We start from the raw sequence: 20,351 nt of genomic DNA, 5'->3' as shown, positions 1-20,351 counted from the left end.
TAAAGCTGCAGATGATTGATGCTGGCAACGTATCGCTTGCTTTAAAACAATTAATAGTTGCTTGATCAAACGTCTGCAAGATGGACAATCATCCTTCCTGCAGGCGCCTTCACAAGATACCTGCGCATACTTTCAAAGATCCGGGGAAGTGGCCTCAGCGCCGTTCCCGTGTGCTGCGAAGTTTCCTTCGTAGCGAGCCGCCCATTATAGCCGGCTTTTCCGCTTCGTCAACACCTTTTTTCAAGGCCGTCTCACCGGGGTGGACGTTGTTGCCGACGCTGCTTCGTCGTTGGACCCGAAGGCCTTTCGTCGTTGCGAGCCGCCTATTATGCCGGACTTTTCGAGTCCGTCAACACCTTCGTTCGATCATCTCGTTCGTCGGTGGTGGCGTTGCTGTTTGCGTGCCGTTTCCGAAGAAGCGGTGCGCTGCAGCAAGGGAGCGAATTCTAGAGATCCTGCAGATTTCGTCAAGCATTTTTTTGCACGGTGATGACAGAACCAAGGCAACGTCACGCATGGCATACGCTCGAAGATCACTGTGGCGTTGACCGCGCGTTGCGCGGTCAACGCCACAAGGGCTATCAATGCACGGATGCACAGTGGAGAGACGGCAATGAACATGCAGGTGCGGCAAGCGTGGTGGCGCGACCTTTCAGTACCGGCCCTCGTTGCCGGCTTCATTACTGTGCTGGTCGGCTTCGCCAGTTCGGCCGTCATCGTGTTCCAGGCTGCACAAGCTGTCGGTGCCAATCAGGCGCAGATCGCTTCATGGATGTGGGCACTGGGACTGGGCATGGGTGTCACCTGCATCGGGCTGTCACTGCGCTATCGGGTACCGGTGGTGACCGCATGGTCGACACCGGGCGCGGCGATGCTGGTGGTCGGTGCCGGCGGCGCATCTCTTTCCGAGGCCACCGGTGCATTCCTGCTCGCTGCGGTTCTGGGCATGCTGGCTGGCTTCTCCGGCATCTTCGCCCGGTTGATGCAACGGGTACCGATGGCGCTGGCCGCCGGCATGCTGGCCGGGGTGCTGCTGCGCTTCGGTCTGGACGTGTTCGTGGCCATGAACACCCAGCTGGTACTGGCGCTGGCCATGTTCGCCACGTGGCTGGCCGGACGCCGCCTGTTCCCGCGCTATGCGGTCATCGCCACCCTGCTGGTCGGCATCGCGGTTGCGGCCAGCCGTGGCCTGCTGCACGCACAGCAGGTGCAGCTGCAACTGGCGGTACCGCAATGGGTGACCCCATCCCTGTCCTGGACCGCGGTGGCCGGCATCGCCCTGCCCCTGTTCGTGGTCACCATGGCCTCGCAGAACATTCCGGGCGTGGCGGTGATGCGGGCATCCGGCTACGACGCCCCGGTGTCGCCGCTGATCGGCTGGATCGGTGTGGTCAATACACTACTGGCGCCGTTCGGTGCGTACGCGCTGAACCTGGCGGCAATCACCGCCGCGATCTGCATGGGCCGTGATGCACATGAGGACCCGGCACGACGCTATACCGCCGCCATGGCGGCAGGTGCCTTCTACATCGTCATCGGACTGTTCGGTGCCACCGTGGCCGCACTGTTCGCTGCCTTCCCCAAGGAGCTGGTGGCCTGCGTGGCCGGTATCGCGCTGTTCGGCACCATCGCCAACAGCCTGGCCAGTGCGCTGGCGGTAGAGCGGGACCGCGAGGCGGCACTGGTCACCTTCCTGGTCACCGCCTCGGGCGTCTCACTGGCCGGCATCGGCTCGGCGTTCTGGGGCCTGGTGGCCGGTGCGCTGTGCCTGCTGGTGCTGCGGCCCCGTCAGGACCGCTGACCCACCCTACCCGGCCAATGCGGCGCCGACGATGCTCAGCGCCACCGCGATGACGATGGCGATCAGTGTGGCGACCACGCTGGTGCCGCCACGCGCGGTCAGCTCGCTGCGCAGCCGTGCATCATCGTCGCCGGTGACGGCACGGGCCTGGGCGATCAGGCGCTGGCAGTGCGCCAGGTACCAGTTGTTGCCAAAGATGCCGGTGGTGATGCTCAGCGCGAAGGTGATGACCAGCGACAGGCCATCCGGCACATCCAGCAAGGTCTCCACCACGCTGATCAGCAGCAGCAGGCCAGCCCACATCGCCGCCAGGCGGTACATCCTGCGGTACATCATCCAGATCAGGCCGAGCAGGAAGGCCGGCCAATGCCAGGTGCCACTGCCCGTGGCAATGCCCTGATCCAGCCGCCAGCGCTGGCGATAGATCGGGAAGTTGCCGCCGACCACGCTGGCGTACAAGGCCATCTCGCCCTCCAGCCCGGCAGCCGCAGCCCTGTCCGGTGCAGCGACCGGCGCACGATAGGGATCGGACGGGTCGCCGACATCCGGCGCGATGCCCTCAACCGCAGGGGCTGCGTCGATATCCAGGGCCGGAACCACCTCGACGGGGGTGGAAGCCTGCTCCAGTTCCGCCAACGGCCGCCATGAGGGCATACCTTCGCACCAGAGCAGGGTGCGCGCCGTAACCGTCCCTTCCTGCTGCAGCTGGCGAAGACCGGCCAGATCCACCGGCCCACTGCTCTGCCTGCCATTGGCGTACCACCATTGTGCTTCCTGCATGTTTTCCGTCCTTGCTACCTGCATCGACAAACTGAAATCGTTGTCCGCGCCTACAGCGCGGTACTGCCCAGGGTCTGCACCAGCTGATGGCGCGCACCCGGCGCAAGCGTAATCTGCTCCGGGCCTGCGTTGGCCACTTCCAGGCATACGTAATCGCGCCAGCCCTCGCCGACATCGGACATCCTGGCTGCCGCCTCGGCCCCCGGATTCCAGACCACCAGCGTCTGGCTGCCTTCGCTGCGGATCTCGATCCGCCGCTGCAGTACGGGATCATGCAGCACGTAATGGCCGCCGGCACCGGTGTAGATGCGATCGCTGCGACCGGGATCACGTGGATCGCGCAATGACCACGGTCCCTGTTGCAGGCGCAGCTGCGCATAGTCCTCGTACTTGTCCAGGTACTGCAGGCCGTCAAGGCCCTCGACCTCGACCCGCTTGGCATCGCCCACCCGGAAATAGCTGTGCAGGGCCTGGGTGAAGGTCACCGGCGAGGTTCCGGTGTTCTCGGTGACCAGCTGCTGGCGCAGCTGGCGGCCGATGCGCAGCTGCATCTGCAGGCGCAGGCCGCGATCGGCGCTGGGCGCAGGCGCCAACTGCAGCTCGACCTCGCCATCATCGCGCTGGCTGGCCTGCAGAAGCTCCCAGCGCGCGGTACGTACCAGGCCATGCGCCGGTACATCGGCGCTCTGGCCCTGGCGACCGAACCACGGCCAGCACACCGGGACGCCACCGCGGATGGGCGTGGGCAGCTCGGCGCGCGTGGGCGAAAGCCACAGCAGATCGGGCTGCCCATCAGGAATGAACGACAGCAGCTGGCCGCCGAACACGCTGACGACCGCCGTGGCGTTGGCGGTTCGCACCTGCCAGGCCTCCAGGCCGTGATACAGGCCGGTGCTGATGTCCGGATTCGACTGCATGCGATGACGCTCCTTGAAGACCGCGGCGATGATGTCGCGGTCAACGTGCCGCCGGCAAGGCTTTCTGCCCAGCGGGTGCGATGGCGGTCGCCTCTTCCTGCAGCGTGCGCAGGATGCGCTGGCCTGCGCGGCCGTCCACCTCGCTCCAGCCCAGGCGCTGCTGCTCGGCCTGGATCGCGCGGCGCGTGGCGGTACCGATCATGCCGTCGGCGGCACCGATATCGTGGCCGCGGGCCAGCAGCAGGGTCTGCAGCTGGCGGCGCTCATCGCGGCCCAGGCCCGGGTCATCGGTCGGCCAGGCGGTGGCCAACCCGTTGCCGCCACGCAATTGGTCAGCCAGCGTCGCGATCGCCAGCGCATAGCTTTCGGCGGCGTTGTAGCTGTAGATCGCGTCGTAGTTGCGGAACACCAGCAATGCCGGGCCCTTGTTGCCGGCCGGCAGCAGCAGCGCGGCGCGCGCATCCGCCGGCAGGTTGGCCGGAGCCAACACGCTGCCATCCAGCGCGGTCACGCCCTGCGCACGCCAGTCGGCCAGGGCGCGACGCTGGGTGCGGCCGGCCTGGCTTGCGTTGAAGCCCGCAGGAACGCGGACTTCCATGCCCCACGGCTCGCCGCTGCGCCAGCCGGCGCGCTTGAGGTAGTTGGCGGTGGAGGCCAGTGCATCGGGAATGCTGCCGACCAGATCGCGGCGGCCATCGCCATCACCGTCCACGGCGATGCGTGCATAGGTGCTGGGCATGAACTGCGTATGTCCGAAGGCACCGGCCCAGGAGCCGGTGAGCCCCTGGGCCTGCAGGTCGCCGCGGTCGATCAGCTTGAGCAGCGCCAGCAGTTCACCGCGGAAGAAGGGTTGGCGACGGCCGGCGCAGGACAGCGTGGCCAATGACTGCAGCAGCGGGCGCTTGCCGAACACGCGGCCGTAGTCGCTCTCCACGCCCCAGACCGCGACGATGGTGGCCGGATCGACGCCGTACTGCGCCGACACCCGATCGAGCAGGTCGCGGTGCTGCTGCAGCAGGGCGCGGCCATCAGCCACGCGCTGGCGATCGACCAGCGCGGCCAGGTAGTCCCAGATCGGCGTGGTGAATTCGGGCTGTGCATCGAGCAGGCCGAGCACGCTGGGGTCCGGGGTGAGGCCGGCGGTGATCGCGTTGAAACGGTCGGGACTGATGCCTTGTGTCACAGCGGTGGCCTGCAGGCCCGACAGGCAGCGGCTGAACGCCGGATCGATGTCGCCGGCAGGCGCGGCGGGCGCTGTCGGCGCCGAGGCAAGAGCGGCCGCCAGGCCGAGCGTGGTCAGAATGGGCATGGCGTCCTCCGTGTTGCCGTTGCACGGCCATCTTAGGGGTAGCGCTGCTGCTGAACCTGAAGCGGTACCGGCTGGCCGTCCGCCCTAGATGGCACGCAACAGGCGCAGGCCATAGGCCGGGCCTTCAGCATCCCAGCGCTGCATGACCTGCAGGCCAGCCGGCCGCAGCAGCGCTTCGAAGCTCTCGTCGGTGTACTTGTGGCTGTATTCGACGCGGATCGGTTCGTCGGCCTCGAAATGGAAGGTCCGGCCATCCAGATGGACGTCCTGTGCCCGCTGGCTGACCAGATCGGTCTCGATGCGCAGCCGCGCGACGCTGTAGCGGGCACGATGACGGAAGCCCTGCAGATCGAAGTCGCTGCCGACCTCGCGGTTGAGGCGGGCCAGCAGGTTCAGGGTGAATGCGGCGGTGACGCCCTGCGCATCGTTGTAGGCCGCCTCGATCAACGCCGGGTCCTTGTGCAGGTCGATGCCGACCAGGGCCAGGCCATCACGCCCCATGGTCTGGCGCATCGCGCGCAGCAGCGCGACCGCGTCTTCGCCTTCAAAGTTGCCCAGCGTGGAACCGGGGAAGAACAGCAGCCGTCGCGCGGGTTCGCGTTCGGGCATGGGTACGGCGACGGGACGGGTAAAGTCGGCACAGACCGGCAGCATCTCCACCTCGGGCAGCGCCGGGGCCAGGTGGTCGATGCTGGACAGCAGCGCGGCACGCGAGATTTCAATGGGCGTGTAGGCCACCGGGTCGTGCAGGGCGGCCAGCAGCAACGCGGTCTTGCGGCCACTGCCGCTGCCCAGTTCCACCACGTGCAGGTGCGGCCCGACGCTTCGGGCGATGTCCGGCAGTACCCGTGAAAGCAGGGCCAGCTCGGTGCGCGTGGGGTAGTACTCGGCGGTCTGCGTGATCTGCTCGAACAGGCGCGAGCCGCGCGCATCGTAGAAGTACTTGGACGGCAGCTGGCGCGGCGTGCGCGACAACCCGGCCACCACGTCGGTGAGGATCTGCTGGCGGCCGGGGGTGAGATCGGTCAGCGCCTGCAGTGCGTCGTGCACCGTACTCATGCGAGGTCCCTGGCCAGGCGCAGCCCGGAGAACTGCCAACGCGCCGGGGGCATGAAGAAGTTGCGGTAGCTGGCACGCACGTGGCCACGCGGCGTGGCGCAGCTGCCACCGCGCAGCACCCATTGCCCGCACATGAACTTGCCGTTGTATTCACCGAGGTTGCCGGCGAAAGGGCGGAAGCCCGGGTAGGCGCCATACGCGCTGTGGGTCCATTCCCATACATCGCCGAACAGCTGACGTAGTCCACTGCCCCCTGCAGCCTGCGGGTGCAGCCGATCGTCATCGGCAAAATGACCGCGAGGCGGCAGCGTTGCGGCGGCAGCCTCCCACTCGAACTCGCTGGGCAGGCGCGCACCGGCCCAGCGGGCGCAGGCATCGGCCTCGTAGTAGCTGAGGTGGCAGACCGGCGCATGCGGATCCAGTTCGCGCCAACCGCCCAGGGTGTACTCGCGCTGCAGGGCGTCATCCCAGTACAGCGGGTGCTGCCAGCCCTCGGCTTCGCGCAGCGCCCAGCCTTCGCTGAGCCACCAGCGCGGTTCGCGGTAGCCACCGGCGTCGATGAAGGCGCGGTACTCGGCATTGCTGACGGGGCGCTCGGCCAGTGCGTGCGCGGGGAGCAGCACGCGATGCGCCGGCGATTCGTTGTCGTAGGCGAAGGCGGTGTGCTGCGGCCAGGCTGCGGCGCCGATGGTGACGATGCGCTCGGGCGACTCGATCCAGCCCTGCGCACTGGCAGCGCTGGTTGCAGGCTGCAGGTCCTCGCGGTAGGCCGGCTGCAACGGATTGCACCAGAACGCGTGCTTGATGTCGGTGAGCAGCAGTTCCTGGTGCTGCTGTTCGTGCTGCAGGCCCAACTGCAGGTGCTGCAGTGCCTGCTCATCAAGGTCGCCTGCCGCCAGCCGCGATTGCACCTGTGCATCGACCTGCTGGCGGTAGTCGCGCACCTGCTGCAGCGATGGCCGCGACAGCAGCCCACGCTGCGGCCGGGCATGCGCCGGGCCGAGGCTCTTGTAGTAGCTGTTGAACAGGTAGTCCCAGGCAGGGTCATGCGCCGGTGCAGGTGGGAAGCCGGCCAGCACGAAGCGTTCGAAGAACCAGGTGGTGTGGGCCAGGTGCCATTTGCTCGGGCTGGCATCGGCCATGCTCTGCAGCATGGCATCTTCGGCGCTGAGGGGGGCTGCCAGCTGCATGCTGCGGTTCCGCACACATGCGTACTGGCGGGCGAGATCGCGCTGCGGGGCAGCGACGGCGGTGGCTACGCTGTCCATCCGGGCAGCATCTGCGCAACAGGGTGAGTGCCATGTCATCGTTCGACGTCAACGCGTTCACATGCGTGACCATCCCGCATTCAAGAAGCCGGTGCGAACGCCGCTAACGGCAATGCTGCGGCCGCGTCGTCACCGCGCTGGAATTCCTGCTTGCCCCTGCATCCGCTCCGCCAGCCTGCGCATTACCTGTTCGTGCTGCCCGCCGTGCTGGTTGCCGTGGTGCTGTGGGCAGCACTGGGCAACGAAGACGTTGCCAGCCCGGCCCAACGCATCCTGCCCTGGCTGCTGGCCTGCCTCGGCGCCGGCCTTGCCCTGCTCTACCACCAGGTGCGTACGCTCTGCCTGCTGCTGGTGGTGGCGGTCATGTTCGCGCTGCTGCACCAGGACGTGGGCGGCTACCTGCACAGCGGCCACGTCACGTCGCTGACACCGCTGCGCTTCCATGCCATTTCGGCCTGGTTGCCCTTGCTGTTCGCGGGCCTGGCATTGTGGCCCGAGCGCGGGCGGCGCCGCCACGACCTGCTGTTGCGCTCCGTCGCCAGCGGCACGGCACTGCTGATCTTCCTGCTGCTGGCCACGCAGCAGCCGCGCGGCATGCACGATCTGCTGTCCAACCGCCACTGGAGCTGGATTCCGGCCGACTGGAACGCGCTGGCACAGCTGCCAGCGCTGCTGTTCCTTCTGGCAACCGCCGCGCTGGGCTGGCAGGCCTGGCGGCATCCGCGCCCATTGCACACGGCGATGCTGCTGGCCCTGCTGTGCCTGTGGTGGATGCTGCCACGGGTGTTCCTGCAGCCGGTGCTACTGCCGGCACTGGCCAGCGCGGCCCTGCTGCTGATGCTGGGCGCGATGCTGCAGGAGTCCTTCCATATGGCCTTCCGCGATGAGCTGACCGGCCTGCCGGGGCGCCGCGCCTTCAATGAGACCCTGCAGCGGGCGCGCGGCACCTACAGCATCGCGATGGTGGACGTGGACCACTTCAAGTCGTTCAACGACACCCACGGCCACGACACCGGCGACGATGTGCTGCGCCTGGTGGCCTCGCGCCTGGGCCGGGTGGGCGATGGTGGCCGGGCGTTCCGCTATGGCGGCGAGGAGTTCGCGGTGGTGTTCCTGGATCGTCCCGCAGCGGCCTGCGTGGATGCAGTCGAGGCGCTGCGGCAGACCATCGAGGACACCCGCATGCAGCTGCGCGACCGGAGCACGCGCAGCCGCGACGATGAAACAGGGCGCCGGCAGCGCGGACGCGGCGGAAGCGGGCAGACGGTGCAGGTGACGGTGAGCATCGGGCTGGCAGACAGCCGCGTGGATGAGCGGCCAGCGGCAGTGATCAAGGCCGCCGACCAGGCGCTGTACGCAGCCAAGGACGGTGGTCGCAACCAGGTCCGCGCGCATGCCGGCCAGCGCGTGCTGGCGGCACGCGGCGGCTGAGGCTCACACCGCGTCGAGGTAGTACCAGCGGCCGTCGACGCGCAGGAAGCGGCTGTGCTCGGCCATCTTCACCGCGCTGCCGCCGCCCACGCGGTAGCGGGCGGTGAAGCGCACTTCGGCGCTGTCGGCGCCGGTGACGGTGTGCTCGTGCACGGTCAGGCCCAGCCAATGCGTACGCTGGCCGGGCGCGTCATCCAACGACAACTCGGCCGGACGGGTATCCGGATGCCAGCTCTGGCGCAGATAGTCCGCCAGTCCCCGCACATAGGCGCTGTAACGTGATCGCATCAGGCGCTCGGCATCGGGGGCGGCCTCACCGGCATGGAAACGGCCACAGCAGGCGGCGTATTCGGCGGGAAGGCCGCAGGGGCAGGGATCGGTGGGTTTTCGGCTCATGCGGACATTGTCGCCGGGTTGTGCGGATGGATCCACGCGGGGCACCGGTCAACCAGTGCAGGACAGGCGTATGCTGTCGCGCCCCCATATCGATTGATCGCCGTGCTGGAACTGGTTCCCCCTGAGTTGTGGTGGCTGGTGGTCATCGCCTTCACCGCCGGGCTGGTCGATGCCGCCGTCGGTGGTGGTGGGCTGGTGCAGCTGCCTGGCCTGTTCACGGTGCTGCCGCAGCAGACGCCGGCGATGCTGTTTGGTACCAACAAGTTCAGTTCGATGTTCGGTACCGGTGCGGCTGCCTGGCGCTATGCGCGCAACGTGCGCTTCCCGTGGAAGCCGGTGTTGTTCGCGGCCGGCACGGCCTTCATCTTCTCCTTCGCCGGCGCCACCGCGGTAAGCCTGCTGCCCAAGGACGCGGTGCGCCCACTGGTGCTGGTGCTGCTGGTCGCGATGCTGGCCTACACACTGTGGAAGAAGGACTTCGGCGCGCTGCACCGTCCGCAGGAGATCGGCCGCCGCGAACTGGTGATCGCGCTGGCGATCGGTGCGGCGATCGGCTTCTACGACGGCTTCTTCGGGCCGGGCACCGGCAGCTTCCTGATCTTCCTGTTCGTGCGCTTCTTCGGGCTGGATTTCCTGCGCGCCTCGGCGGCATCAAAGGTGGTGAACCTGGCGACGAATGTGGCGGCGATCTCGTTCTTCGTGCCGACCGGCAACATCCTGTGGCTGTTCGCGCTGCCGATGGCGGCGGCCAACATCATCGGTTCGGTGGTGGGCACGCGCCTGGCGCTGAAGGGCGGCACGCCGTTCATCCGCAAGCTGTTCGTGGGGCTGGTGGTGGTGCTGATCGCGCGGATGGCGTGGGATACGTTCCACGCTGCGTGAACGCGGTTGCCGGCCAGCGGCCGGCACTACCGGGTCATGAACCCCGCCCATGGGTAGTGCCGGCCGCTGGCCGGCATTCCCATCCGATCAGGTCATGAACCCCGCCCATGGGCAGTGCCGGCCGCTGGCCGGCATTCCCATCCGATCGGGCCATGAACCCCGCCCATGGGCAGTGCCGGCCGCTGGCCGGCATCCCCATCCGATCAGGTCATGAACCCCGCCCATGGGCAGTGCCGGCCGCTGGCCGGCATTCCCATCCGATCGGGTCATGAACCCCGCCCATGGGTAGTGCCGGCCGCTGGCCGGCATCCCCATCCGATCAGGTCATGAACCCCGCCCATGGGTAGTGCCGGCCGCTGGCCGGCATTCCCCTTCAATCGGCCAGGTCAGGCGTCGGCTTCTTCCGGTTCGTTGGCCTGCTGGCGGCTGCGCTCGGGCAGCTTCAGGCGCTTGCCTTCCTCGTCATACTCGATCAGCAGCACGCCGGAGTCGTGGCGGCCGCTGATTTCGACGAAGCAGGCGCCGCCGATGAACGGTTCCAGCGTCATCACCGACTTCAGCGGGGTGGCAACCACCATCTGGAAGCCGAAGTTGTCGAAGATGTTCATCGCCAGGGCGGTGAACTCGTTGTCGGCCTTGTCGAAGGCTTCGTCGAGCACCACTGCGGCGTAGCTGGGCAGCTGGCTGTCGGCACCGCCGAGCTGGTAGCGCAGTGCCGCGGCCAGGCAGGTGGTAGCCAGTTTCTGGCGCTGGCCACCGGACTTGCCGGCGCCGCTGCGGTAGATCTCGACCTGCTGGCGCGTTTCCGCATCCAGCTCGACGCCGATGAACTCCACGTGCATGCGCACGTCCAGCACCAGCTCCCGCCAACGCTTGTCCTCGCCTTCCTGCGAGCCCAGGCGGTTGACCAGCTGGCGCAGCACGGTGAACTGCGATTCGGCCAGCTCGCGCTGCTCGGTCTGCTGCTGCGACAGCACTTCGCGCAGCTGCAGCTGGAACTCGCCCACTTCCGGCAGACGACGGTCGCTCAGTTCGATGGTCAGCAACGTACCGCGGTTGAACGGCACCTGTTCCAGGCTGGCGTTCACTTCGTCCAGGCGCTGGCCGATCGACTTGCGGGCCTCGGCGCTGTGGCGCTGCAGGGCCAGCAGGTTGTTCTTGCTCTGGTTCTGCAGCAGATCGAAGAAGCGCTCTTCGTGCTGCGGCAGGCCATCGCGCTCCAGTCGTTCGAGGCGTGCGAGGAAGTCCTCGGCCGAGGCCACCGACACGGTGAAGTCGCCCGATTCCTCCGGCCATTGCTGGATGAAGCGACGGAAGCAGCCGATCAGCTGGTTCTCGATGCGGTTGAGGTCCTGCTGCGAGGACGACAGCTGCTCGTTCAGCGCGTTGCTGACCTGGCGCATGTGCGCTTCCAGCGTTTCCAGGCTGAGCGGACCCTGCTCCTGCAGGCGCTCGGCAAGGCCGGCTTCCTGCTCCTGGGCCAGGCTCGGCAGCACCAGCGCACGGCTCTGCTGGCGCGCGCGGTCCAGGCGGTCACGTTCCTTGACCAGCTGCCCGCGCTCGACGCGGACGTCTTCATAGGTGCGGCGGGCCTGCTCGATGTCGGCGCGCACGGCGTCGATCTGCTTGGCCAGCTTGGCGAGGTCGGCATTGCCTTCGCGCAGGTCGCGCAGCGTGGCCTCGATGTCGCTCAGGCGCTGCTGCGGGGCGGCGATGTCGATCTCGTTCCAGCTGATGCTGACCAGCTCGTGGCAGGCCAGGCGGCGTTCGTTGTCGCGGTCACGCTGCCCACGCAGGCGCGCGATGTCGGTCTCGCAGCTGGCGATGCGCTTCGCCAGTTCCTGAGCTTCGCGCTCGAAGGCGCCCACCTTGTCGTGGTTGTTGAAGCCGAGGATCCAGCGACGGCGGTCGCCCACCGCACTGCGGTCATCCTTCTCGAAACGGTCGCCCGGATGCTTGACCTGGCCTTCGCGGGTGATGCCGCGGTCGACGTTGCGCAGCTGCTTGGCATCCACGCACTCGTAGTCGAATCGCTTGCCGAGCTCGCGGCGCAGCCAGCTTTCGAACACGTGTTCGCGCAGTTCCAGCTTGTGCAGCAGCGACTTCGCCGACGGCTCACGGGCGAACGCATCATCGTTGCGGCGCACGCGGTAGTAGGTGAAGCGCATGCCCAGGTGGGTACGGTTCACCCACTCGGCGACGTCGTTGTAATGCTTGTCGTCGACCAGCAGCGACAGCGCGAAGCCACCCAGCACGCGCTCGATGGCACCCTGCCAGCCCTGCTCTTCCGAGCGGACCTGGATCAGTTCGCCGACGAACGGCAGCGCCGCTTCGGCGATGCCGGTTTCCTCGGCCAGGCGCGCGCGCAGCTTCTGCATCGGCGCCGGGATGTTGGAGGGCGTGCGCTGCATCGCTTCGAGTTCCGCACGGACCTCGCCGAAGCGGCGCTCGTCATCGCGCTTGCCACCCAGGCGATCGCTGATCGCATCGTCCAGCGCCGAAGAGGCGCGCTGGCGGTCCTGCAGCTCGTTCTGTGCGCGCTCAACCAGTTCGGCGAAGCCGTGTGCGTCGTCCGGCAGTTCGGCCCCCAGCTGCTGCGCGGCCAGGCTTGCCTGCTCGCGCTTGGCCTGGCGGCGGTCGCGCTCGGCTTCGGCGCGGCCCTGCTCGCGTTCCAGTTCTTCGATGCGCTCACCACCCTGCTGGCGGCGCTGCAGTTCCAGTTCGGCCAGGCGCTCGGTGTGATTGTCCAGTGCGGCACGGCGCTGGGCTTCTTCGCCAAGCAGGCCACGGTCACGCACGTCCATCTCGCGCAGGCGCGCTTCGATCAGCGCCTGGCGGCGGCTTTCACGGAAGCTGTCGACGCCGAGCTTGAGGGCTTCGTCGTCGCCGCGCCGGCGGTGCATTTCCTTCAGGTCGTTGTAGTAGGCGCGTGCCGGCAGCAGAGTCTCCACCTGGCGACGGGCGGTGACCACCGCCTGGTGCGCGCCATCGAGCTCGGCGAAGTCGCTGACCAGGCGCTCGGCGGCGTCGAAGGTCTTCGGCGTGTCGAGCATGAAGTCGCGCAGGAAGACGTTGAGGTCGCCCAGGTTCTTCGCCGACTGCGTCTTGTGCAGCAGGCGCAGCGCCATCTCGTTGTCGATGCCGAGCAGGTCGCGGAAGCGCTCGGCGTAGCCGGAGAAGGTGTCGAAGTGGTGCAGGTCGGACAGCTTCTGCTTGAGCTTGCGCAGGTCCAGGTCGAACCCACCAAGATCCTTGGCGATGTCGAACGGGCGCTCGGCAATCATGTAGTGCTTGCGCACGTCACCGGCCGAGGTGCCGTTGCCGGAGATCCACAGCAGGCGCACCAGGCTGACCACGCGGCCATCGCCGGCGCGGTATTCCAGCACCAGTGCGGTCCAGGTGGCGCCCTTGCGCAGGTACTGGGTGGCGATTTCGCCGGTGCCGCTGTCCTGCTGGTCAGCCCACGCGCCACGCACGTAGGACACCAGGTTGCGGTCGCGGCCACTGCGCTCGGCTTCACGCGCAGCAGCGTTGAAGTCGACGATGGCCGGCGGCGTCAGCAGCGCGGACATGGCATCGAGCAGTGTCGACTTGCCCGAGCCGGAACGTCCGACGAACAGGAAGCCGCGCTCGGCGATCGGTACTTCGGTCAGGCCGTTGAAGGTGCCCCAGTTGTGCACCTGCAGGCGGCGCATGCGGAACTGCTGCAGGCGCGGGTCCGGCAGGCCTTCGTTGAACAGGGCGGGAGTGTGCTTGGAGATAGCCATGCGATGGTCGGGTCTCTCAGGCCTCGGCGGCCGGGGTTTCGCGCAGCTGGCGGTAGACCGCCGAGAGCTGGGACACGTCTTCGGCGGAGAACAGCAGCTTCAGCGCCGGCGAGACTTCGTGGCGGTCTTCCTGGCCGCTGAGGCGGGTCAGGATGTGGTTGTCCTTCATCTTCTGCACCGCCGAGGCGACGCGGCGGTTGAAGCCGGCGCGGTCGGTGGACAGGTTCTTTTCGTAGATGGCCAGTGCTTCGGCCATTTCGGCATCGGCGACCACCGCGCGGTTGCCGCGCGCATCGGCTTCGGCCAGCTGCTGGCGCAGGTACAGCAGCAGCACCGAGTCGATGAAGGTCAGCGGCGAGGTGCGCAGCAGCACCGGCGCATCCACGTCTTCGGTATCGGCCTGGCGGGTGAAGGCCACGCCGCTGTCACGGTCGAGCACAAGTTCCAGGAACAGGTCCGCCAGCGAGGAGCGGATGGCCGCCTCGCTGCGGATCAGTGCCGGCCACAGCTTGGCGTGGCGCAGCTGGTCGATGCTGGGGCCGATCAGCAGCTGGCACAGCGCGCGGCGTGCGTCCAGCGGCAGGCGCCCGGTATCGCCGAGGTAGTACACGTCGTTGCCACGGCGGGGCTGCGCCACGGCCGCCACCGGTTCGGCCTCGTAGGCGTCTTCCGCCACGTCGGCCTGCGCTGCGTCGATGGGATCTTCATGCCAGCTCATGGCGTCTCTCCTGGGTGAACCAAACCAGCGGGATGCGGGCGCGACGGACCTGGCCGTCGCCACCACGCCATTGCGCAAGCTCCTGCTCGCCGGCGACCACGTTGCCGAAGCGCGTGCCCAGCGACAGATAGCCGATGACGCTGCCAAGACCTTGCGGCGCCTCGCGCTGCGACAGGGCCTGGGCGATGCTGAGCCGCGGCTGTGCATCGAGCAGGTCGTGCAGGTCGCGGCGCAGGGTGCGGAAGTCGATTTCGGACGAAGCGACCAGGTCGCCGACGCTCTCCAGGCTGATCGCGGCCGCGTCGTTGTACTCGACATTGCCGTCGACCTGGGCGCTGCGCGGATCATGCAGCTTCCACTGCGACCACGAGCGCAGGCGGCTGGTGGTCAGCTGCAGGTCGCGGCCGATGCCGCGTTGTGCGGGGAATTCGTCGCGCAGGGCCAGCGCTTCGGACTGCGCCTGCTTCAACAACTGGTTGAGGCGGCGCTGTTCCAGGTAGCCACGGCTCTGCACGAAGCCGCGCAGGCTGCGCGCGAAGTTCTGCAGCACGTCGTGCACCTGGCCACCGCGCTCGAGCATGGTGCTGGTGAAGCTGCGCAGGAAGTTGCGTTCGTTGCGGTCCAGGCGGCGGGCGAAGCCGCGCGCCAGCACCGCTTCCAGCGCGGCATCGAGCTGGGCACTCTGTTCGGCGTCGTTGAGCAGGCGCCAGAAGGCCTGGAAACTGCGCCCGGCGTCACTTTCGCCAATGACATCCACACCTTCGAACAGCTGCGACAGCACATCGCCGCGCTCGCCCTCGTCGTCGATGATGCGTTCGCGGAAATCGCGGTTGAGCTGCTCGAAGTCATCGCGCACGCGGCGGAAGTCCTCGGTCAGCTCGTCGGCCAGGCCGATGATCTGGCGGGTGCGTTCCAGCGCGCGCTTGCCGTCCAGCGCAACCACGCGGCCGGTGCCGACCCGGGCGATTTCGGCATCGATGCGGTCGCGCTCGTCGTGCAGCGCGGACAGGCGCGCATCGGGATCGGCTTCGGTCTGCGCAGCCAGCGCCGAGAGCTGCTCAATGACCAGCGCCAGGCGGCTTTCGGTGGCGGCCACGCGGGCCTGCTCGAGGCCGTCGGCGAAGCGGATCGCCTGCAGTGCCGCGGTCGCCAGCTCGTACTGCTCCTGGTCGGCGCCTTCGGGCAGACGGCGTTCCAGCCAGCCCTGGGCCAGCCAGTGCGCGATGTAGGCCTGGGCGGTGCGCGGCAGCTCGCGCGAGAGTTCATCGCCGGCCAGCTGGTCCAGCGCGCGCTGCAGTCGCTCGTTCAGTACCGAGGACGGCAGCGTGCGCTCGCCGTCCATCAGCAGGCCCTGCAGCAGGCCGATGATTTCCGGAGCGTGGTCGGCGGCAAGCAGCTTCCACTGGGGCTGTTCGCGCAGGTGGCGGTAACGGGCAATGCGTTCGCGATGCTTCATGCAGCGAAAGAAGTCTGTAGGGCTGACAGGGACAAACCGCCATGCACAGCTGCCGCGTGGACAGCCGTGGGCATGCCGGCCTGCAGGAGCCGGCGTGGTGCGGGCAAGCGGCTCAGCGCTTGCCGCCCACTTCGATGAAGCGCAGGAACTCGGCGCGGGTACGCGCGTCGTCGCGGAAGCTGCCCAGCATCTTGGAGGTGACCATGCTGACGCCGCGCTTGTGGATGCCGCGGGTGGTCATGCACTCGTGGGCGCCTTCGACGACCACGCCGACGCCGATCGGCTGCAGCACATCCTGGATGCACTGGGCGATCTGCGCGGTCATCTTCTCCTGCACCTGGAAACGGCGGGCGTAGGCTTCGACGACACGGGCCAGCTTGCTGATGCCCACCACCTTGCCGGCCGGCAGGTAGCCGACGTGCACGCGGCCGATGATCGGGGCCATGTGGTGCTCGCAGTGGCTTTCGTACTCGATGTCGCGCAGGACGATCAGCTCGTCGTAGCCGGCCACTTCCTCGAAGGTCCGCTCCATGTAGGCGCGCGGGTCGTCGCGGTAACCGCTGAACCAGTCGCCATAGGCTTCGGCGACACGGCGGGGGGTATCCAGCAGGCCTTCACGGGACGGGTCCTCGCCGGCCCAGCGCAGCAGGGTGCGCACGGCATCCTCGGCCTGGTCCTGGGTCACGTCGCCCTGCGGGGCGGCCTTTTCGTTGTTCTTGCTCATTGCGTACAGCGTCCCGAACGGGGGGCGAGCATCGTACCCGACCGGGGGGTGGGTCGTCCTGTTGGGACGGTTCATCGGGGGTCGTTGTTGGCGCGTCGTTGCTATCGGTTTGGAGTGGGAGAGGGGGCAGCGCAGGACACGCCGTAAACCCGTCCATGGGGGCTCGATGGCGCCATCCATGGCGCCAACGGTCCTGCGCAGCCCCCTCTCCCACTCCCTGGCGGTGTCCCGCGGGCGCGGCCTGCCCCCCGAAAGCGGGGGCAAAAGCGGGGGTTCATGGCTTCGGAAGCGGCGCGCCGCTGCTGTGGTGTCTTGTGCTTTGGTGGGTGCGGACCGTTGGTCCGCACTGCTTCTGCTCTTGCTTCCAAGAGCCAACCCACCGCGCTCGCGGGGGATGGGAAGGCAGCGGGGGCCGGGCGGGGCAGGACCGTCCGCGGCATGGATGCCGCGGCCGAGCCCCCAAGGGTGAGGGCGCTTGCTTGCGAGGCATGCCTCGCAAGCGCCCGAACGCACAGCCGCCAGCGGCTGGGCCGGACCCCGGAGGGGGGTTCACGGCGTGTCCTGCACCGTCCGGCGCCCGCTGCCCCACCCGACACCAGGCAGGCGCAACGCTTTCCTCACTACACCCACCCATTCAGAAAAACCTATTGATAGGAATGAAATTAGTAGTATCCTATCTATCTCCTATGGACCGACCCCTCGACGAGCGCACCGTGCTGCAGATGCAGCTCAGCTCCGGCCTGCTGTACGCAGGGCGGCAGTGGCAGCGCCTGGCCGACAGCCGGCTCGGCAGCTACGGCATCTCCACCGCCTGCACCATGCCGCTGCTGATGATCGGCCGCTCCGGCGGTGGCATCCGTCAGGTGGCGCTGGCGCAGCAGCTGGGCATGGAAGGTCCCTCGCTGGTGCGCCTGCTGGACAAGTTGTGCGCCAGCGACCTGGTCCGCCGCGAGAGCGACGCCAGCGACCGCCGCGCCAACCTGCTGTGGCTGACCGACGCGGGCCACGCGCTGGTCAGCGAGCTGGAAGACCAGTTGATCGGCCTGCGCCAGGACGTGTTCGGCGAGCTTTCCATGGATGAACTGCACGCCGTGCTGAAGGCATGGCGCCTGCTGGCCGAGGCCGCCGACCGCATCACGTAAGACCGCTGCCCCTGAACACCGCCGCTGCCGTGCACACGCCAGCGGCTTTTGCCCGTTGCCGTTGTTTCGTTGTTCCTCCCCTCCCCCCACCTCGCCCCCGCCCCTACCGATGCCCGGTGAATTCAGTCTCCACGGAGTGTTCGTCCCGACCCTGCTCGGGTTGATGTTGTTGGCCTACCTGGTCAACAGCGGCCTGCATGCGCTGCTGCAGCGTGCCGGTGCCTATCGCCATATATGGCACCCGCCACTGTTCAACCTGGCGCTGTACGGGATCGTGCTTGGCCTGCTGTTCCACCTCCTGCGTTGGATGCAATCGTGAACAAGATCGTGAAGAAGACCCTGCCGGTGCTGCTCACCAGCGCAGCCGTGATCATCGCCCTGCTGGTGCTGCGCCAGCTCTGGGTCTATTACATGGATGAGCCATGGACCCGCGATGCCCATGTCGGTGCCGACGTGGTGCAGGTGGCGCCGGACGTGTCCGGGCTGGTGGAAACGGTGCAGGTGGCCGACAACCAGGCGGTGAAGAAGGGTGACCTGCTGTTCGTGGTCGATCGCGCCCGCTACCGCATCGCGCTGGAGCAGGCCCGCGCCAACCTGGCCGAGCGCCAGGCATCGGTGGCGCAGCTGCGCCGCGAGATCGGCCGTGACCGCAGCCTGCAGGACCTGGTCGCCGCCGAGGACGCCGAAGTGCGCCGCGCCAAGCTGCAGGCCGCACAGGCGGCGCTGGCCACCGCACAGGCGGCGGTCGACCTGGCCGAGCTCAACCTGGGCCGCACCGAGGTGCGCGCGCCGGCCGATGGCCGGGTCAACGACCGCACCCTGCGCGTGGGCGACTACGTGGTGGCCGGCAAGCCGGTGCTGGCGCTGCTGGATACCGGCTCGTTCCGCATCGATGGCTACTTCGAGGAAACCCGCCTGCGCGGCGTGGCCCCGGGGCAGAGCGTGGACATCCGCCTGATGGGCGAGTCGGCCCCGCTGCGTGGCCACGTGGAAAGCATCGCCGCCGGCATCGAGGACCGCTACCGCAGCAACGGCAGCACCCTGCTGCCGAACGTGACCCCGGCCTTCGACTGGGTGCGGCTGGCACAGCGCATTCCGGTGCGCATCGCCATCGACGAAGTACCCAAGGGCGTGGAACTGATCGCCGGCCGCACCGCCACGGTGACCGTGGACACCGGCCGCCATCCGCACAACGACAAGGCCGGCACTGCGCCGACACAGGCGGGCCTGTGAACGCCGCCCTGCCCCGTCTCGGTCTGATCGTTGCGCTGGCCAGCTTGGCGGCCTGCAGGACCGTCGGCCCGGATTACGCCCTGCCGGAAGGGTCGGCGTTCAAGCGCCCGGAGGCCAATACAGCCTTCATCGATACGCAGAACCCGCAGGTGGCCGCCAACCAGGCGCTGCCCGACCGCTGGTGGTCGCTGTACAACGACCCGGTGCTGGACGGCCTGATCACCCAGGCGCTGCGTGACAACGTGGAACTGAAGGCCGCCGATGCACACCTGCGTCGTGCCGCGGCGATGTACGAACAAGCGCTGGACGCCGGTGGCTTTGAGTACGAGGCCGAGGCCGGTGTCAGCCGCGCGCAGCTGTCGGCCGAATCGTTCCTGCAGGAGCACGAGCTGCCGGTGATCAACCTGGCCGATGGCAAGTTCGCGGTCAGCTACCAGTTCGACCTGTTCGGCAAGCTCAAGCGCGGCGCCGAGGCAGCGCGTGCCGACGAGCAGTCGGTCGCTGCGGCGCGCGACCTGGCCCAGGTCAGCGTGGTCGCGCAGGTCGCCGACAGCTACCTGGAAATCTGCCACGCCAACCACGAACTGCACGTGGCCGAGCATTCGCTGCAGCTGCAGCAGCGCAGCCGCACGGTCACCGAGCGCCTGATCGCGGCCGGCCGCGGCACGCCGCCGGAACTGGCCCGCGCCAATGCGCAGGTAGCGTTGCTGGAGGCGGCACTGCCGCCGCTACGCGCGCAGCGTTCGGCGGCCGCCTATTCGCTGGCCGCGCTGCTTGGGAAAACCCCGGGCCAGCTGCCAGCCGGCGTGATCGACTGTGCGCACGCCCCCGGCCTGGCGCAGCCGCTGCCGGTCGGTGATGGCCGGGCGCTGCTGCAGCGCCGCCCGGACGTGCGCCAGGCCGAGCGCAAGCTGGCCTCGGCCACGGCGCGGATTGGGGTCGCCACCGCCGAGCTGTACCCGGACATCCGCCTGGGTGCCTCGGTGGGTGCCGCCGGCCTGCTGGAAGACTTCGGCACGCCGATGACCCAGCAGTGGTCGATCGGCCCGCTGATCTCGTGGACGCTGCCGTCGTCCGGCACGCACGCACGCATCCACGCCGCCGAGGCGGGTGCCGATGCCGCGCTGGCCGAGTTCGACCACACCGTGCTGCAGGCGCTGCGCGAGACCCAGACCGCGCTGGACCGCTATGCGCAGGACCTGCGCCGGCTGCAGTCGCTGCGCATCGCGCAGGAGCAGGCCGCACTGGCCGCCGAGCAGAACCGCCGGCTGTACCAGGGTGGCCGTACGCCGTACCTGTCCAGCCTGGATGCCGACCGCAGCCTGGCCACCAGCGACGCCACCCTGGCCGCCGCCGAAGCGCAGGTCTCGCGCGACCAGATCCATCTGTTCCTGGTGCTGGGTGGCGGCTGGCAGGCATCGGTTGCCCCGCCCGCGCCGTCCACCGCACAGGCCTCGGCGAAGTAAGC

17 protein-coding genes are annotated in these 20,351 nt (G+C 68.1%); 7 read left to right on the top strand and 10 right to left on the bottom strand.

The window, feature by feature from the left end:
- Positions 1 to 613: 613 nt before the first annotated feature.
- A complete protein-coding gene (locus tag AC5P9L_RS20360; protein WP_005414935.1) occupies positions 614 to 1,801 on the top strand; it encodes a benzoate/H(+) symporter BenE family transporter in 1,188 nt (395 codons plus the stop codon).
- 6 nt (positions 1,802 to 1,807) lie between these two features.
- Here the strand turns inward: AC5P9L_RS20360 and AC5P9L_RS20355 are convergent, their stop codons facing one another.
- The 5 genes from AC5P9L_RS20355 to egtB form a co-directional block, all read right to left on the bottom strand.
- The gene (locus tag AC5P9L_RS20355; protein WP_262101755.1) at positions 1,808 to 2,581 is read right to left on the bottom strand and encodes a DUF2628 domain-containing protein; all 774 of its coding nucleotides are present in this window, start codon (positions 2,579 to 2,581) and stop codon (positions 1,808 to 1,810) included.
- A 50-nt stretch (positions 2,582 to 2,631) separates the two neighbouring features.
- On the bottom strand, positions 2,632 to 3,498 hold the full coding sequence (locus tag AC5P9L_RS20350; RefSeq protein WP_197614238.1) for a D-hexose-6-phosphate mutarotase: 867 nt from the start codon (positions 3,496 to 3,498) through the stop codon (positions 2,632 to 2,634).
- Between the two features lie 40 nt (positions 3,499 to 3,538).
- A complete protein-coding gene (locus AC5P9L_RS20345; protein WP_012481659.1) occupies positions 3,539 to 4,807 on the bottom strand; it encodes a lytic murein transglycosylase in 1,269 nt (422 codons plus the stop codon).
- Positions 4,808 to 4,891: 84 nt separating this feature from the next.
- The gene (gene egtD, locus AC5P9L_RS20340) at positions 4,892 to 5,866 is read right to left on the bottom strand and encodes an L-histidine N(alpha)-methyltransferase (RefSeq protein WP_262101754.1); all 975 of its coding nucleotides are present in this window, start codon (positions 5,864 to 5,866) and stop codon (positions 4,892 to 4,894) included.
- On the bottom strand, positions 5,863 to 7,134 hold the full coding sequence (egtB, locus tag AC5P9L_RS20335; protein ID WP_012481661.1) for an ergothioneine biosynthesis protein EgtB: 1,272 nt from the start codon (positions 7,132 to 7,134) through the stop codon (positions 5,863 to 5,865). Before egtB ends, egtD begins: the two co-directional genes overlap by 4 nt.
- Positions 7,135 to 7,284: 150 nt before the next feature.
- On the opposite strand from egtB, the gene AC5P9L_RS20330 reads away from it, so the two are divergent.
- Entirely contained in the window at positions 7,285 to 8,565 is a 1,281-nt protein-coding gene (locus AC5P9L_RS20330) for a GGDEF domain-containing protein (RefSeq protein WP_197614240.1), read from the top strand.
- Between the two features lie 3 nt (positions 8,566 to 8,568).
- Here AC5P9L_RS20330 and AC5P9L_RS20325 read toward each other — a convergent pair whose 3' ends face one another.
- On the bottom strand, positions 8,569 to 8,961 hold the full coding sequence (locus AC5P9L_RS20325) for a YchJ family protein (protein WP_005414942.1): 393 nt from the start codon (positions 8,959 to 8,961) through the stop codon (positions 8,569 to 8,571).
- Between the two features lie 102 nt (positions 8,962 to 9,063).
- On the opposite strand from AC5P9L_RS20325, the gene AC5P9L_RS20320 reads away from it, so the two are divergent.
- Positions 9,064 to 9,843: a sulfite exporter TauE/SafE family protein gene (locus AC5P9L_RS20320; RefSeq protein ID WP_262101752.1), complete on the top strand. Its 780-nt coding sequence runs from the start codon at positions 9,064 to 9,066 to the stop codon at positions 9,841 to 9,843.
- Between the two features lie 386 nt (positions 9,844 to 10,229).
- On the opposite strand, the gene AC5P9L_RS20315 is transcribed toward AC5P9L_RS20320, so the two are convergent.
- The 4 genes from AC5P9L_RS20315 to folE all read right to left on the bottom strand — a co-directional run bounded on the left by AC5P9L_RS20315 (position 10,230) and on the right by folE (position 16,508).
- Positions 10,230 to 13,610, bottom strand: a complete 3,381-nt coding sequence (locus AC5P9L_RS20315) for an ATP-binding protein (RefSeq protein ID WP_012481665.1) — start codon at positions 13,608 to 13,610, stop codon at positions 10,230 to 10,232.
- Positions 13,611 to 13,626: 16 nt separating this feature from the next.
- On the bottom strand, positions 13,627 to 14,328 hold the full coding sequence (locus tag AC5P9L_RS20310; RefSeq protein WP_005411692.1) for a DUF4194 domain-containing protein: 702 nt from the start codon (positions 14,326 to 14,328) through the stop codon (positions 13,627 to 13,629).
- A complete protein-coding gene (locus AC5P9L_RS20305; RefSeq protein WP_005411693.1) occupies positions 14,315 to 15,784 on the bottom strand; it encodes a DUF3375 domain-containing protein in 1,470 nt (489 codons plus the stop codon). Before AC5P9L_RS20305 ends, AC5P9L_RS20310 begins: the two co-directional genes overlap by 14 nt.
- Before the next feature lie 112 nt (positions 15,785 to 15,896).
- Complete coding sequence (folE, locus tag AC5P9L_RS20300; RefSeq protein WP_004141296.1) at positions 15,897 to 16,508, bottom strand: GTP cyclohydrolase I FolE; 612 nt, start codon at positions 16,506 to 16,508, stop codon at positions 15,897 to 15,899.
- A 686-nt stretch (positions 16,509 to 17,194) separates the two neighbouring features.
- On the opposite strand from folE, the gene AC5P9L_RS20295 reads away from it, so the two are divergent.
- From AC5P9L_RS20295 to AC5P9L_RS20280, 4 genes are all read left to right on the top strand, one after another.
- Positions 17,195 to 17,650: a MarR family winged helix-turn-helix transcriptional regulator gene (locus AC5P9L_RS20295; protein ID WP_012481667.1), complete on the top strand. Its 456-nt coding sequence runs from the start codon at positions 17,195 to 17,197 to the stop codon at positions 17,648 to 17,650.
- A 109-nt stretch (positions 17,651 to 17,759) separates the two neighbouring features.
- Positions 17,760 to 17,969, top strand: coding sequence for a DUF1656 domain-containing protein (locus AC5P9L_RS20290; RefSeq protein WP_005411696.1), 210 nt, complete (start codon positions 17,760 to 17,762; stop codon positions 17,967 to 17,969).
- A complete protein-coding gene (locus AC5P9L_RS20285) occupies positions 17,966 to 18,883 on the top strand; it encodes an efflux RND transporter periplasmic adaptor subunit (RefSeq protein WP_005411697.1) in 918 nt (305 codons plus the stop codon). The genes AC5P9L_RS20290 and AC5P9L_RS20285 overlap by 4 nt, the downstream gene beginning before the upstream one ends.
- Positions 18,880 to 20,349, top strand: coding sequence for an efflux transporter outer membrane subunit (locus AC5P9L_RS20280; RefSeq protein ID WP_043035327.1), 1,470 nt, complete (start codon positions 18,880 to 18,882; stop codon positions 20,347 to 20,349). Before AC5P9L_RS20285 ends, AC5P9L_RS20280 begins: the two co-directional genes overlap by 4 nt.
- Positions 20,350 to 20,351: the final 2 nt, after the last annotated feature.

This window comes from Stenotrophomonas sp. YJH_SMC_64 (genome assembly GCF_059371375.1).
The sequence above is the reverse complement of the archived record's forward strand: the minus strand, read 5'-3'. Positions and strand labels throughout refer to the sequence as shown.